This window comes from Streptomyces sp. NBC_00376 (genome assembly GCF_036077095.1).
Taxonomy (GTDB): Bacteria; Actinomycetota; Actinomycetes; order Streptomycetales; family Streptomycetaceae; genus Streptomyces.
The window spans coordinates 6693222-6707503 of sequence record NZ_CP107960.1 but is presented as its reverse complement, the minus strand read 5'-3'; the positions used below and the strand labels follow the sequence as shown (position 1 = coordinate 6707503).

The window sequence follows — 14282 nt, the reverse complement described above, 5'->3', positions numbered from 1 at the left end:
GGTGACTCCCGCGGCCCGGGACTGCTTAACGGGGCCCAGGTTCGGGAACACGCCAGAACGTGACCCCACGCATCGAGGACTACGCCCTCATCGGCGATCTCCAGACGGCCGCCCTGGTCGGCAGAAACGGTTCTGTCGACTGGCTCTGTCTGCCCCGCTTCGACTCGGGCGCCTGCTTCGCCGCCCTGCTCGGCGACGAGGACAACGGCCACTGGCGGATCGCCCCGAAGGGCGCGGAGACCTGTACCCGGCGCGGCTACGTAGGTGAGTCCCTCGTCCTGGAGACGTTCTGGGAGACCCGCACCGGCACGGTCAAGGTCATCGACTTCATGCCGCAGCGCGACCAGGAACCCGATGTCATGCGGATCATCGAGGGCGCCAGCGGCACCGTCGAGATGAGCTCCGTGATCCGGCTGCGCTTCGACTTCGGCTCGGTCGTGCCGTGGGTGCGCCGCTCGCAGGGGCACCGGGTGGCGGTCGCGGGGCCGGACTCGGCCTGGCTGCGCAGCGAGCCGCCGGTCAAGACCTGGGGCCAGCAGTTCTCCACCTGCTCGTCGTTCACCGTCTCGGCGGGCCAGAAGGTGGCGTTCGTACTGACCTGGCACCCCTCCCACTCGCCCCGCCCCGATCTGGTCGACCCGCACGAGGCGCTGGAGAACACCCTGTCCGACTGGGCCGAATGGTCCTCGCGATGCAGGTACCGGGGCCCCTACCGGGAAGCGGTGATCCGCTCGCTGATCACGCTGAAGGCGCTGACCTTCGGCCCGACCGGCGGCATCGTGGCGGCGCCCACCACCTCGCTGCCGGAGGAGATCGGGGGCGTCCGGAACTGGGACTACCGTTTCTGCTGGCTGCGGGACTCCACGCTGACCCTCGGCGCCCTGATCTCGGCCGGTTACCTGGAGGAGGCCGCCGCCTGGCGGGACTGGCTGCTGCGGGCGGTCGCCGGGGACCCGGCCGACCTCCAGATCATGTACGGGCTCGCGGGCGAACGCAGACTGCCCGAGGCGGAGCTGCCGTGGCTGCGCGGATACGAGAACTCCACCCCGGTCCGGATCGGCAACGCCGCGGTCCGCCAGCGTCAGCTCGATGTGTACGGGGAGGTCATCGACTCCCTGCGGCTCGCCCGTGAGGCGGGCCTCGGCGACAAGCCGCACGCCTGGAATCTGCAGCTCAGCCTGCTCGGCTTCCTGGAGTCCACCTGGCGCGAGCCGGACGAGGGGCTGTGGGAGATCCGCGGCCAGCGCCGTCACTTCGTGCACTCCAAGGTGATGGCCTGGGTCGCCGCCGACCGTGCCGTACGCACCCTGGAGAACGATCCCTCGCTGACCGGCGACGCCGACCGGTGGCGGGCGATGCGGGACGCCGTGCACCGGGAGGTCTGCGAGAAGGGGTACGACCCGGAACGGAACACCTTCACCCAGTCCTACGGCTCACGGAACCTGGACGCCGCGACCCTGCTGATCCCCCGGACCGGTTTTCTGCCGCCGGACGATCCCCGGGTGATCGGTACGGTCGACGCGGTCCGGGCCGAGCTGGGCCGGGACTGCCTGGTCCGCCGCTACAGCACGGACGGCGCGTCGATCGACGGGCTGCCCGGCAGCGAAGGGGCCTTCCTGGCGTGCTCGTTCTGGCTGGCCGACGCGCTGCGCCTGACCGGGCGCGCCGACGAGGCCAGGGAACTCTTCGAACGGCTCCTGGCGCTCCGTAACGACGTGGGGCTGCTCGCCGAGGAGTACGACACCGCCGGCCGCCGCCAGGTGGGCAACTTCCCGCAGGCGTTCAGCCACATCGGCCTCGTGGGCACCGCCATCGCACTGTCCGGGGAGGACACGACGGAGCCCGACGCGGCAGGATAGGGGCCATGGATCTTGGACTGAAGGACCGTGTGTACATCGTCACCGGAGCGACCCGGGGGCTCGGCAACGCCACGGCGCGGGTGCTCACCGACGACGGGGCGAGGGTGATCGTCACCGGCCGGGACGGGCGGCGTGCCGAGGCGGCCGCCGCCGAACTGGGGCCGGACGCGGTCGGTCTCGCCGCCGACAACGCCGACCCCGCGTCCGCGCAGCGGCTGGTGGACGAAGCGCACGAGCGGTTCGGCCGGCTGGACGGCATTCTCATCAGCGTCGGCGGGCCGGCCCCCGGTTTCCTCGCCGACAACACCGACGAGCAGTGGCAGTCGGCCTTCGAGTCGGTGTTCCTGGGCGCGGTGCGGCTGGCCAGGGCCGCGGCGGCCGTGCTCGGTGAGGGTGGTGTGATCGGCTTCGTGCTCTCCGGCTCCGTGTACGAGCCGATCCCCGGGCTTACCATCTCCAACGGGCTCCGTCCCGGCCTGGCCGGTTTCGCCAAGTCGCTGGCGGACGAGCTCGGTCCGCGCGGCATCCGGGTGGTGGGCGTGCTGCCGTCCCGGATCGACACGGACCGGGTGCGTGAGCTGGATGCCCTCTCGGGCGACGCCGAGGCCGCCCGGACGGCCAACGAGGCGCAGATCCCGCTGCGGCGCTACGGCACCCCGGAGGAGTTCGGCCGGACCGCGGCGTTCCTGCTCTCCCCCGCGGCCTCGTATCTGACGGGCATCATGGTGCCGGTCGACGGCGGCACCCGGCACGGCTTCTGAACCGGAGCCCTGCCCCGGCCGGGCGGCGGCGGTCAGCTCACCCGTTCCGCACGGTGCTTGACCGCCCTCAGCCGCACCTCGGCCGGCAGCTCGGCCAGCCCCGCCGAGTCCCGCGCATGGGCCAGCGCCTCGTCGGTGAGGCGGCCGAGCGCCTCGTCCGGCGCCGCGTGCGGTTCCATCAGCAGGCGGATCCTGGCGTGCGGCGAGCTGCGCCGGCCGGTCAGCACGACCTGGGCGCGGGCCACCCCGTCCAGCGTTCCCGCCTCACCGGCGAGCACCCCTTCCAGGGCCCGGCCCCGCAGCAGCGCCCCCTCGCCGTCCCCGCTGTCCACCAGCACCTCGGCGAGGCGGGCGCGGCGCAGCTGGGCCAGCAGCCACCACAGGGCGAGGACGACCACGACGGCGAGGGTGGCGATGACCGCCGGCCACCACCAGCCCTGGTCGTGCCAGCGGTTCCGGTCGGCCTCGCTGATGAGCACATCGCCCTTGCCGTACCAGGGCCACCAGGACGGCACGCCGAGGCCGAGACCGGCGGCGAGCACCGCGCCGCCGCCGCAGATCAGTACCAGCCCGGCGAGGCCGATCAGTACCCGGTTGACGGTCCTGAGCAACGGACTCACCCCTTCTTCGCGGGCCGGCGGACGTGTACGGACAGGCTCGGCGGCCGGGCCAGCCCGAGTTCCCTCATGCCGGTCCCGAGCACGGTGTCCAGATCGGCCCGTACGTCGTCGAGTTCCCGGAAGTGCGAGACGGCGCGCACCACCGCCCTGCGCCGGCCCATCCGGACCCGTACCGACTGCACTCCGGACACCTCGACGGCCCGGTCGCGCAGGACCAGCGCGGCCGCGGACCGGTCGAGTGCGGCGCGTACGCCGGGACGGTCGCGGCGCATGGGCAGCAGGGCGCGGAGGCCGGGGGTGACGGCGAGCACGAGGAGCCACACTCCGACGGCCACGGTGAGCGCGGCGGCGGCGAGCAGCCAGGCGTTCCCCAGCGGTCGCTCGGCGAGCTGGTCGGCCAGCTCCCGGCGCCACCGCATCGCCGGGCGGTCGGCCCGCACCGCGGCCACGTCGTAGAGCAGTAGCCCGCTGCCGCCGAGGACCACGAGCGCGAGGAGCGTCGCGGGGATCCGGCGCGCCGACCAGAAGCGGCCCGCCCCGGCGGCTTCCTCCTGCCGCGCGGGCACCGGGTCGTACGCGGCGGACGAGGCGGACTGGTCGAGTTCGAGCACGTCCCCCTCCTCGGCGGGGCCGGTGGTGGGCGGCCGTCCGGCACGGTGTTCCGGTTCGTGGGGCTCGGTCACTGGATCCTCCCCTGTGCCGCGGCGCTCGTTCCCGTCGGATGCAGGCGCTCGACCTGTACGGCCACCTCGGGCACTTCCATCCCCGCCAACGCTTTTACCCGTTCGGCGACATGGCGACGCACCCCACCGCACTGGCGGCCGATGGCGCAGGGATATCCGAGCTCCAGGCTCACTCGCACCCGGGCGGTGCCCCGGTGCACCGTGACCGTGGCGCGCGGGGCACCACCCTGTTCCGGTGGCTCGTCGATCGCCTCCTTCGCCGCCTGCGCGGCGATCTTCGCGACCACCCGGTCGGCGATCCGGGTCTCGCCGCGCTCACCGGCGGCGATCTGGTCCTTCACCCCCGACAACGCCGTCACCGCCGTCGGTCGCCGCGCTCGCGACGCCGGAAGAAGTCGCCGAGCTCCAGGTCACCCTCCAGGAGGCGGCCGGCGACGAAGCCGACCGCTCCCAGGGCGGCCACCAGCAGGAAGGCCCCGAACCCGCCGAAGTACCCGGCGAATGCGAGCGCCATGCCGGCCACCATGCCGACCACAGCCATGTTCATCGTGCGCTCCTCAACTGCCTTGCGCCGGAGGTCTAATGGAGACGTGACTCGGACTGGTCCTCGTCCTCGGCCTCGTCGGGCAGCTTCACGTCGCTCACCGCGATGTTGACCTCGACGACCTCCAGCCCGGTCATCCGCTCGACCGCGGCGACCACGTTCTCCCGTACGTCACGGGCGACATCGGAGATCGAGACGCCGTACTCGACGACGATCTCCAGGTCGAGCGCGGTCTGGGACTCACCGACCTCCGCCTTCACTCCACGGGTGACGGACTTGCCGCCGCCGGGTACCCGGTCGCGCACGGCTCCGAAGGTGCGCGAGAAACCGCTGCCCATGGCGTGGACGCCGACCACGTCGCGGGTCGCCATTCCCGCGATTTTCTCGACCACACCGTCGGCGATGGTCGTCCGGCCACGGGTGGCGGGGGCTCCCCCGCCGCGCCTGGTGATCTGGGTCGATTCCTTGTCGAGGCTCTCCGGGCGGTTTCGCTGAGTGGTGTCGGTCATCGCCATTCTTCCCTTCAGGGCAGTTTGGAACTCTTTGCCCACATTAGGTGTGCTTGTCCCGTCCCGCGCCGTGGATGCGGCAGGCTGGGGCAATGACGACGGCTGACGGCCCGCACAGGGCGGACGAATGGACAGCGGCGGTCCGGCAGCGGCTCGGCCTCGGCCGGCTGCTTCCGCTGGGCGGTCCGGCGGACGGGGCCTGGATCTCCGAGCGGGCCGCGGTCGCGGTGCTGCGCACAGCGGTGGCGGGAGCGGGCCCCGGCCCCGCGCTCGGGGAGCTGAGGATCTCGGTGGCCGATCCGGACGGGGCGCCCCGGGCGGAGGTGGAGGCGCCGCCGAGCGCGCTGCGGCCCGGTCCGCTGCGGATCGAGGTGGAGATGTCGGCCGTGTCCGGTCAGCCACTGCCCGCCGCGGCCGAGGCGCTGCGCGCGGCGCTGCTGACGGCGGCCGGGCAGCGCCTCGGCCTGGTGGTCGCCGCGGTGGACGTCCGGGTGACGGAACTGCTCGACGCGGCACCGGAACGACCGGCTCCCGCCCCGGCCGAGGCGCGCGCGACGGAGGCGGAGGGGGTCGCGGGGACCACGGCGGCGGGTGTTCCCGGTGTGGTGACACTGACCCGGGTGCTGGGCCATGCGGTGCACGCGCGGCCGGGCCATGTGCGGGTCGAACTGGCTACGGCCTCGGACCACCGGGCGCTCGACGTGGTCCGCGCGGTGCGGGGCGCCGTGGCCGCGGCGGTGGAGGGGCAGCCTTCGGTCGCGGTGCTGGTCACCGCGGTGGTGGAGCGGGGCTGAGTGCGAGGCGGGTCCGGGGTCCGGGCCCGCCCGTGATCGCGGCGCGGAGGCTCGGACCGATCGGCGATCGGGGATGCCCGGCACCGCGACGCCGCCCCGCGACCGCGTCGGCCGGACTCAGTCGGTGATGCCCGCCAGATCGCGCAGCCGACGGCCCTGCGCGGCGCGTTCGGCGACGCGCTGCTCCTCGTAACCACGGGAGACGGCACCGCTCAGCAGCGCCTTGGTCTCCACGACGGCGTCGCGCGGGGCGGCCAGCAGCGCGCCGGCCAGATCGCGGGCCGCGGCGTCCAGCTCACCGGCGGGGACGACGAGGTTGGCCAGGCCGGTGCGCTCGGCCTCCTCGGCGTGCACGAAGCGGCCCGTGGCGCAGATTTCGAGCGCGCGGGCGTAACCCACCAGGTTCACCAGGGGGTGCGTACCGGTGAGGTCGGGCACCAGACCGAGGCTGGTCTCACGCATGGCGAACTGCACGTCCTCGGCGACGATCCGCAGATCACAGGCGAGGGCGAGCTGGAAGCCGGCACCGATCGCATGTCCCTGGACGGCCGCGATCGACACGATGTCGTTGCGGCGCCACCAGGTGAACGCCTCCTGGTACTCGGCGATGGTCGCGTCGAGCTCGGCCTCCGGGCCGCGCGCCATGTCGAGGAAGGATGGCTCGCCGTCGAACCCCTCGGGGGTGAACGCCTGCCGGTCGAGTCCCGCGGAGAAGGACTTGCCCTCGCCGCGGAGCACGACGACCCGCACGCTGCCGGGCAGTGCCCGTCCGGCCTCCGTCAACGCCCGCCACAGAGCGGGGGACTGAGCGTTGCGCTTGGCCGGATTGGTGAGGGTCACCGTGGCGACCGCGTCGTCGACGGTGAGTCGTACGCCGTCCTTGTCGAGCACAGAGTCGAGCGAGGTCATGGGGCGCCTCCGGATCGGTTCAGTCAACATGAAGAGCTAAGTGACTGAACAGTAACCACCCGAACGGCATCACTGCCGACCGGGTGGCCACCGCCGAAACCGGTGAGCCCCGGGGCGGGCCGCACAGCCTGCCCCTCGACCCCGGGGCGTCAGGCCGTGGCGGCCTTCTTGCCCCGCGTCGCTCCGCCGCGTCCCCGCAGCGTGACTCCGGACTCGCTGAGCATCCGGTGGACGAATCCGTAGGAGCGGCCGGTCTCTTCGGCCAACGCCCGGATGCTCGCACCGGAGTCGTACTTCTTCTTCAGGTCTGCCGCGAGCTTGTCGCGCGCGGCGCCGGTAACCCGGCTGCCCTTCTTCAGAGTCTCGGCCACCCGTGCCTCCTCATGGGAAGTGCGCTCTGGACTCTCATGATCACCCCTCAAGAGCTTCCTGGCCACCCATTCGGCAAGGTCCGTACAACCGGGTTCACGGCCGGGGAACGGGCCGACACGACCGGAATTTCGCATTCCGCCGGGCTGTGGCGGCAGGCAGGGCAGGGCTCGGAACCGAACCGGCAGGTCAGGGCCACACGGGGCGCGCGGCCGCCATACGGGTGCGCCCGGCAGGTATCTGCCGGGCGCTGCGCCAGGGTACGAGACGCACTCACACAGATGATGGATCACGCGTAGGCCGAATGATCCAGACGGAGTGGATCAGACGGCGGCGGGCCGGATCAGGCCAGCGCGACGAGGTCCTGGTAGTCCGCGCCCCACAGGTCCTCGACACCGTCGGGCAGCAGGATGATGCGCTCCGGCTGGAGCGCCTCGACCGCGCCCTCGTCGTGCGTGACGAGGACGACGGCGCCCTTGTACGTGCGCAGCGCGCCGAGGATCTCCTCGCGGCTGGCCGGGTCGAGGTTGTTGGTCGGCTCGTCCAGCAGCAGCACGTTGGCGGAGGAGACCACCAGGGTGGCCAGGGCGAGACGGGTCTTCTCGCCGCCGGAGAGGACGCCGGCGGGCTTGTCGACGTCGTCGCCGGAGAAGAGGAAGGAGCCCAGGGTCTTGCGGACCTCGACGAGGTCGAGGTCGGGCGCCGCGGAGCGCATGTTCTCCAGGACGGAGCGGTCCGGGTCGAGGGTCTCGTGTTCCTGGGCGTAGTAGCCGAGCTTGAGGCCGTGGCCCTGGATCACCTCGCCGGTGTTGGGCTTCTCGGCGCCGCCGAGGAGCCGCAGCAGCGTGGTCTTGCCCGCGCCGTTGAGGCCGAGGATGACGACCCGGGAGCCCTTGTCGATGGCGAGGTCCACATCGGTGAAGATTTCGAGCGAGCCGTACGACTTGGACAGGCCCTCGGCCATCAGGGGGGTCTTGCCGCATGGTGCGGGCTCGGGGAAGCGGAGCTTGGCGACCTTGTCGGAGACCCGGACGGCCTCCAGACCGGAGAGCAGCCGCTCGGCGCGCTTGGCCATGTTCTGCGCGGCGACGGTCTTGGTGGCCTTGGCGCGCATCTTGTCGGCCTGCGAGTTGAGGGCCGCGGCCTTCTTCTCGGCGTTCTGCCGCTCGCGCTTGCGGCGCTTCTCGTCGGCCTCGCGCTGCTGCTGGTAGAGCTTCCAGCTCATGTTGTAGATGTCGATCTGGGCGCGGTTGGCGTCGAGGTAGAAGACCTTGTTGACGACCGTCTCGACCAGCTCTTCATCGTGGGAGATCACGATGAAGCCGCCGCGGTAGGTCTTGAGGTAGTCGCGCAGCCAGACGATCGAGTCGGCGTCGAGGTGGTTGGTCGGCTCGTCGAGCAGCAGGATGTCGGCGTCCGAGAAGAGGATGCGGGCCAGCTCGACGCGGCGGCGCTGTCCGCCGGAGAGCGTATGGAGCGGCTGTCCGAGGACCCGGTCGGGCAGGCTGAGCGCGGCGGCGATGGTGGCGGCCTCGGCCTCGGCGGCGTAGCCGCCCTTGGTGAGGAACTCCGTCTCCAGGCGCTCGTACTTCTTCATCGCCTTCTCGCGGGTGGCGCCCTTGCCGGTCGCCATCCGCTCCTCGTTCTCCCGCATCTTGCGCAGGATCTCGTCGAGGCCACGGGCGGAGAGGATGCGGTCGCGGGCCAGCACGTCGAGGTCGCCGGTGCGGGGGTCCTGCGGGAGGTAGCCCACCTCGCCGGAGCGGGCGATCGTGCCGCCGACGGGATTGCCCTCGCCGGCAAGGCACTTGGTGAGCGTGGTCTTGCCCGCTCCGTTGCGGCCGACCAGACCGATGCGGTCGCCCTTGGCGATACGGAAGGAAGCGGACTCGATGAGGATGCGGGCGCCGGCACGCAGCTCGATGCCGGAAGCGGTGATCACGGTAAAACTCCAGGGCGGGTCGGACGGCTGACGGGACGAGGGCGGAGGTGTCTCGACGCCGCTAATGCACAAGGAGAATTGCCATACGGGCCATTCTACTGGCGGTGTGCAACTGCTTTTCCGCATGCATCCACAGCACCGGCCGGACGGTCGCCCCGCGTCGCCTTCCCACTCCACCGCGCAACGTAAAAGGGCATAGCGGTGTGAACTATCCGATACTCGGCGGAGGCGCGGAGGCGGTGGGAGCACCGCGGCCGGAGCGGAGGGTGGTGCCTCATGCAGTTCGACGACGACGCCGACCTGGACACGTCCGAGGTCCAGGACGTGCGCGGCAGCCGGATCCCGGGCGGCAGGGCCACCGTGGGCGGCGGCATCGCCGGCCTCATCGCGCTGATCCTGGGGCTGCTCTTCGGTGTCGGCCCGGAGCAGCTGGGCCTGTCGGACGGCGGTCCGGACACGACGCCGACCGCGTCGACGGCGGCGCAGGTGCAGCAGTCCTGCCGGACCGGGCAGGACGCGAACACCAGGGACGACTGCCGGACCGTGGCCGTGGTCAACAGCGTGCAGGACTTCTGGCGGCAGGAGTTCCAGCGGCGCCAGGCCACGTACACGCCGTCGCGCACCGTCCTGTTCAGCGACCGGATCGGCACCGCGTGCGGCTCCGCGACCTCGGCGGTCGGGCCGTTCTACTGCCCGGGTGACCGGCAGGTCTACCTGGACCTGGGGTTCTTCGACGAGCTGCGGACGAAGTTCGGCTCCAGCGGCGGCCCGTTCGCCCAGGCCTATGTCGTCGCCCATGAGTACGGACACCATGTGCAGGACCTGATGGGGACGCTGGAACGGTCGCAGGACGGCCGGACCGGCGAGAACAGCAACGCGGTCCGGGTGGAGCTCCAGGCGGACTGCTACGCCGGGGTCTGGGCGCATCACGCGACGACCACTCCGGACGAGTCGACCGGGCGGCCGCTGATCACCTCGCTGACGCAGGCGGACATCCGGGACGGGCTCGACGCGGCGGCCGCGGTCGGCGACGACCGGATCCAGGAGAAGTTCCAGGGCCGCGTCACGCCGGAGTCCTGGACGCACGGCTCGGCCGCGCAGCGCCAGCAGTGGTTCACCACCGGCTTCCGCAGCGGCGACATGGCCGACTGCAACACCTTCCGCTGAGCCCCGGGGCCGTGCCCGTACGGATGCCGTGCAGGGCCGATGTCAGTGGCGAATGGAAGACTGAGACGCAGATCACAGAACCGGGTCACGGGAGCACGAAAAGGGGTGAGCGTCATGGCAGGCGCACCGGCCGGCGTTCCGACGATCTATCCGACGATTCTGTACGACGACGCGAAGACCGCGATCAGGACCTTGACGGAGGGCCTCGGCTTCACCGAGGAAGCGGTGTACGAGGGCGAGGGCGGCCAGGTGCTCCATGCCGAGCTGTCCTGCGGCAACGGCAGGGTGATGCTGGGCTCCAAGGGTCGCGAGGGCGTCTTCGCCAAGGCGATGCAGGGCGCGGGCCCCGCCGGTGTCTACGTCGTGGTCGACGAGGTCGACGCGCACCACGCCAGGGCGGTGGAGTACGGGGTGGAGATCCTGATGCCGCCCACCGATCAGGACTACGGCTCGCGCGACTACATGGCGCGGGACACCGAGGGCAATGTGTGGACCTTCGGCACGTACGCACCGGGGTCAGCCGGCTGACGGCCGGACGGGCCCGGGGCAGGGCCTGTCCGGCGCGGGGTGTCAGGCGCCGCCGGTGTGCACCTGGAACGCGGCCCGGCGCACCGCCTTGGCCAGCGCCGGGTCCGGGTGCGCGGCGGCCAGGGCCACCAGCACCTGCACGGTGCGCGGATGGCCGACGGCCCGGACCTCGTCCAGCAGGGCCGGTACCGTGCCCTGGACGGCCGAGTCGAGATGGCGGACCAGCAGCCCGGTCTCGCCGTGGTCGGCGACGGCCGCCGCGGTGTCGACCCAGAGCCAGGTGGCCTCCTCCCGGCTGAGGACGTCCTGGGCGTCCTCGGGGTCGGTTCCGTCGTACTCGGCCAGCCAGAGCAGCGCGTAGGGGCGCAGCGAGGGGTCGGCGACGACGGAGCGCACCTCGGGCTCGGCCGGGGCGCCGACGACCCGGAGCGCCTCGAAGGCGAGCCCGCGCAGGAGCGCGTCCTCGCCGCGGGCGACGGCGAGGAGTTCCGCGACGGCGCTGCCGACGGGGCGGGCGGCCAGCCAGGCCCGGTATTCGTCGCGGGCCGGGCCGGGGGTGAGCCGGGCACAGCCCAGCAGCATGTCGGCGGCGGACTGCTCGATGTTCCCGGCCGGACTCTGGGCCGCGACGCAGATCTGTTCCAGCTTGACCCAGACCGCCCAGTTGCCGAGCGGGGTGAGGGTGGCGTGGCCGCTGCCGAGGGTCAGCGCCCCGACGGCGGCCAGGCCCTCCAGGGCCCAGTCCAGCAGGAGCGCCACCAGGGCGGCGGGGTGTGCGGCGGGCGCGGTATCGGCCGGTGCGGGCAGCGGCTGGGGTCCGTAGGGCACCTCGCAGCGCTCCTCGCGCAGTTCCGCGACGCGCTGGCCGAGCAGGTCCAGCAGGGCGGGCACGGTGACCGGGCCGGCCGAGAGCTGGAGGAGGGAGAGGACCTGCGGCACGGCCTCGACGGCCTCGGCGACCGCGGTGGACTCGATGTCCGCGGGTGCCGGGTGGACGAGCGACCAGGCGTCGAAGAGCGCCACCCAGCCGCGGAGCACGGCGGAGTCGTCGCGGTCCCAGGCGCGCAGCCGCCAGCCGGGGCGTGCGGTGTCGCCGTGCAGTTCGACAAGGCCGGCGAGCCTGGCCCGGTCCCAGCCGGAGCGCACCTGAGCCGGGGACAATTCCAGAGCGGTCGCGGCCCGTTGGAGCGCCTGGGCGGCGAGCGGTGGTGCGCCGGGGATCGCGCCGTCGGCCGCCCAGCGGGCGATCCGTACGGCATCGGCGAGGGCCGTCCTGGCCTGCCGGGCCAGTTCCGACCGGGGCGGAGTGCCCTCCGGTGGGCGGGGTGCCGGCCTGGTGCGCCGGGTGGTCACGGCCTTGCGAGCGGTCGCAAGGGGTCGCGGGCGGACAAGTCGCAGCCTGGAGTCGCGCGGGTTACGGGACGTCACGGGAGCAGTCTTGCCCCTGACGGCCCGAAAGCCCAAACGGAACCCGAATTCCCGGTGGAGGGGCTGGTGGACGGGGCCTCGGACCAATCGGCCGAACCCTCGCATCACCTCACATCAGGGGCGTGAGGAAGCGGCGCAGGGTCTCTTCGTAGTGGACCGGATCGGCATTCCACATTGCCGCATGCGGAGCCTGCGGTACGGCGTGCAGCGCGATCAGCTCCGGGCGGCGGGCGGCGAGGTCGCGGGAGGGCTGCCAGGGGGCGAGCCGGTCGTCGGGTCCGTGGAAGATCAGGGTCGGGGCGCGCAGTGCCGGGGCGAGGGAGCCGTCGAGCAGCCGGGCGCCGTGCAGTCCGGTCTGTCCCTCGGCGGCGCGGACGGCGAGCGGCAGCAGGGCGGCCGGGACGCCGCGGGCGAGGGCCAGGGCGCGCAGCGTGGTGGCCCAGTCCAGCACCGGGGAGTCCAGGACGAGGCCGCAGATCCGGTCGCGCAGCGCGGAGTTGACGGCCGCGAGCAGCGCCATGGAGGCGCCGGTGGACCAGCCGTGCAGGACGACCTTCTCGGCTCCGTACCGCACGGCGAAGCGGATCGCGGCGTCCAGGTCGCGCCATTCGGATTCGCCGAGATGAGCGAGGCCGTCGGGGGACCTCGGGGCTCCGGCGTCGCCGCGGTAGGCCAGATCGAGCACGGGCAGCCGCAGGCCGTGCAGGAACCTCATGACGTTCATGGGGTGTTCCCGGGTGGTGCCGATGCCGTGCACGGTGATGACCCAGGTGTCGCGGGGGCCGGGCAGGAACCAGGCGGGCAGGGTGCCGAGTTCGCCGGGGATCTCGACGTCCCGGTGGTCCAGGCCGAGGGCAGAGAACGGGTCGCCGCTGTGCAGCTGCGGGGTGACCCGGACCTTGGTGCCGGTCTCCAGGCTGCCGCGGTCGACGCGTTCCAGTCTGCGGACGACGGTGTCGGGGGCGTGGTGGGCGTGCTCGATCACCGGGCCGACCACGGCGTGGACGTCCTTGCCCGTCAGTCCGTACGTGCCGGGCCGCAGGGCGGTGAAGGAACGGGTCAGGGTGACCTGCCCGGCCGCCGTGGCGTGCACGGTGAGTCTGCGGTCGGCGGGGAGGGGTCGTCCGGACGGGGCCCTGAGGGCGGCGTCGCTGGCGAACCGGCCGGCCGCGACCGCTGCCGCACCGACGCCGAGGATCGTGGTGACGGCTGCTGCCGTAACTGTTGCCGGGCGCACCGCTTCAGTGTCGTGGCGGGTGCGGGACCCTGCCAGCGGGCGGAGCGGCCCCTACGCCGTCCGGTGGACCGGACCGGCCGGTCAGCCCGGTTGTCCGTACGCCTTCAGCGCCTCCTGCACATCGTCCAGCTGCTCCGGGGAGAGCAGGCTCGGGACGCGTCCGGGGACGGAGCTCGCGGCGAGCCAGAGCCGGCAGAGCCATTCCAGCTGGGCGGTCCGGTCGTACGCCTGGTCCAGGGTGGCTCCGTAGGTGACGGTTCCGTGGTTCTGGAGCAGGCAGCCGGTGCGGTCGCGCAGGGCGGCGAGCATGTTCACGGCCAGTTCCTCGGTGCCGTAGCGCGCGTAGGGGGCGACGCGGACGGGGCCGCCCAGCATGGCGGCGGCGTAGTGGACCGGGGGGACCTCGGGAACCAGCGTGGAGACGGCGGTGGCGTGCACCGCGTGGGTGTGCACGACGGCGGCCGCGTCGGTGTTCCGGTAGACGGCGAGGTGGAGGGGGAGTTCGCTGGTCGGGGAGAGTTCGCCGAGTACGCGGTTGCCCTCCGGATCGACGCCGACGGCGTCCTCGGGACCCAGCCGCTCGTACGGCACTCCGCTCGGCGTGACCAGGATGGTGTCGCCGACCCGTGCCGACACGTTTCCCGAGGTCCCGACGACGAGGCCCTCGGCCGCCGTCCGCCGGGCGGTGGCGACGACGCCGTCCCAGGCCTGTCCGATCGCGTCCCGCTGCTGATCGCTCATGCGCCGATCCTGTCAGTCCCGGGGGCGAACAGGTATGCGATCGGCCACAGCCGTGCCCCGCCGGAAACCATGGCCGCACCCCGTCGGAGGGCCGGGCCACGCCCCGCAGAAAGGCCGGGCCACGCCCCCCGCGACAACAAGCGGAATGCTCCGGCTCCGCTTTGGAACACCACAGCGCCCTGTCCAGTTCA

At 72.6% G+C, this 14282-nt stretch carries 16 protein-coding genes; 5 read left to right on the top strand and 11 right to left on the bottom strand.

Features of this window, described 5'->3' with window-relative positions; translation table 11 throughout:
- Positions 1-59: 59 nt before the first annotated feature.
- Positions 60-1859 carry a glycoside hydrolase family 15 protein gene (locus OG842_RS30280; protein WP_266736377.1) on the top strand — a complete coding sequence of 600 codons (1800 nt, stop codon included), beginning with the start codon at positions 60-62 and terminating at the stop codon, positions 1857-1859.
- Between the two features lie 5 nt (positions 1860-1864).
- Positions 1865-2620: an SDR family oxidoreductase gene (locus OG842_RS30275; protein WP_266736379.1), complete on the top strand. Its 756-nt coding sequence runs from the start codon at positions 1865-1867 to the stop codon at positions 2618-2620.
- Between the two features lie 32 nt (positions 2621-2652).
- Here the strand turns inward: OG842_RS30275 and amaP are convergent, their stop codons facing one another.
- Genes amaP through OG842_RS30250 form a run of 5 tightly spaced genes read right to left on the bottom strand, consistent with a single transcriptional unit; the run spans position 2653 to position 4976 of the window.
- Positions 2653-3240, bottom strand: a complete 588-nt coding sequence (gene amaP / locus OG842_RS30270; RefSeq protein ID WP_266736381.1) for an alkaline shock response membrane anchor protein AmaP — start codon at positions 3238-3240, stop codon at positions 2653-2655.
- Positions 3237-3923: a DUF6286 domain-containing protein gene (locus OG842_RS30265; protein WP_266736383.1), complete on the bottom strand. Its 687-nt coding sequence runs from the start codon at positions 3921-3923 to the stop codon at positions 3237-3239. Before OG842_RS30265 ends, amaP begins: the two co-directional genes overlap by 4 nt.
- Entirely contained in the window at positions 3920-4273 is a 354-nt protein-coding gene (locus OG842_RS30260; protein ID WP_266736384.1) for a hypothetical protein, read from the bottom strand. The genes OG842_RS30265 and OG842_RS30260 overlap by 4 nt, the downstream gene beginning before the upstream one ends.
- 5 nt (positions 4274-4278) lie before the next feature.
- Positions 4279-4470, bottom strand: coding sequence for a hypothetical protein (locus tag OG842_RS30255; protein ID WP_266736385.1), 192 nt, complete (start codon positions 4468-4470; stop codon positions 4279-4281).
- A gap of 32 nt (positions 4471-4502) precedes the next feature.
- Positions 4503-4976 (bottom strand): Asp23/Gls24 family envelope stress response protein, encoded by a 474-nt coding sequence (locus tag OG842_RS30250; protein WP_266736386.1) that lies wholly within the window; start codon positions 4974-4976, stop codon positions 4503-4505.
- Between the two features lie 92 nt (positions 4977-5068).
- Between OG842_RS30250 and OG842_RS30245 the strand changes: the two genes are divergently transcribed.
- Entirely contained in the window at positions 5069-5770 is a 702-nt protein-coding gene (locus OG842_RS30245; RefSeq protein WP_266736388.1) for a hypothetical protein, read from the top strand.
- Positions 5771-5887: 117 nt separating this feature from the next.
- On the opposite strand, the gene OG842_RS30240 is transcribed toward OG842_RS30245, so the two are convergent.
- The 3 genes from OG842_RS30240 to OG842_RS30230 all read right to left on the bottom strand — a co-directional run bounded on the left by OG842_RS30240 (position 5888) and on the right by OG842_RS30230 (position 8990).
- Positions 5888-6679 carry an enoyl-CoA hydratase/isomerase family protein gene (locus tag OG842_RS30240; protein WP_124718386.1) on the bottom strand — a complete coding sequence of 264 codons (792 nt, stop codon included), beginning with the start codon at positions 6677-6679 and terminating at the stop codon, positions 5888-5890.
- A 149-nt stretch (positions 6680-6828) separates the two neighbouring features.
- A complete protein-coding gene (locus OG842_RS30235; RefSeq protein ID WP_018518904.1) occupies positions 6829-7050 on the bottom strand; it encodes a helix-turn-helix domain-containing protein in 222 nt (73 codons plus the stop codon).
- A gap of 341 nt (positions 7051-7391) precedes the next feature.
- Positions 7392-8990 (bottom strand): ABC-F family ATP-binding cassette domain-containing protein, encoded by a 1599-nt coding sequence (locus OG842_RS30230; protein ID WP_266726676.1) that lies wholly within the window; start codon positions 8988-8990, stop codon positions 7392-7394.
- A gap of 276 nt (positions 8991-9266) precedes the next feature.
- On the opposite strand from OG842_RS30230, the gene ypfJ reads away from it, so the two are divergent.
- Together ypfJ and OG842_RS30220 are read left to right on the top strand one after the other, a co-directional pair.
- Positions 9267-10157 carry a KPN_02809 family neutral zinc metallopeptidase gene (ypfJ, locus tag OG842_RS30225; RefSeq protein ID WP_266736390.1) on the top strand — a complete coding sequence of 297 codons (891 nt, stop codon included), beginning with the start codon at positions 9267-9269 and terminating at the stop codon, positions 10155-10157.
- 114 nt (positions 10158-10271) lie between these two features.
- Positions 10272-10685, top strand: coding sequence for a VOC family protein (locus OG842_RS30220; RefSeq protein ID WP_266736392.1), 414 nt, complete (start codon positions 10272-10274; stop codon positions 10683-10685).
- A 42-nt stretch (positions 10686-10727) separates the two neighbouring features.
- Here OG842_RS30220 and OG842_RS30215 read toward each other — a convergent pair whose 3' ends face one another.
- From OG842_RS30215 to OG842_RS30205, 3 genes are all read right to left on the bottom strand, one after another.
- A complete protein-coding gene (locus tag OG842_RS30215) occupies positions 10728-12038 on the bottom strand; it encodes a hypothetical protein (protein ID WP_266737345.1) in 1311 nt (436 codons plus the stop codon).
- 184 nt (positions 12039-12222) lie between these two features.
- The gene (locus OG842_RS30210) at positions 12223-13350 is read right to left on the bottom strand and encodes an alpha/beta hydrolase (protein WP_266736394.1); all 1128 of its coding nucleotides are present in this window, start codon (positions 13348-13350) and stop codon (positions 12223-12225) included.
- A gap of 81 nt (positions 13351-13431) precedes the next feature.
- Complete coding sequence (locus tag OG842_RS30205; RefSeq protein WP_266736396.1) at positions 13432-14091, bottom strand: class II aldolase/adducin family protein; 660 nt, start codon at positions 14089-14091, stop codon at positions 13432-13434.
- Positions 14092-14282: the final 191 nt, after the last annotated feature.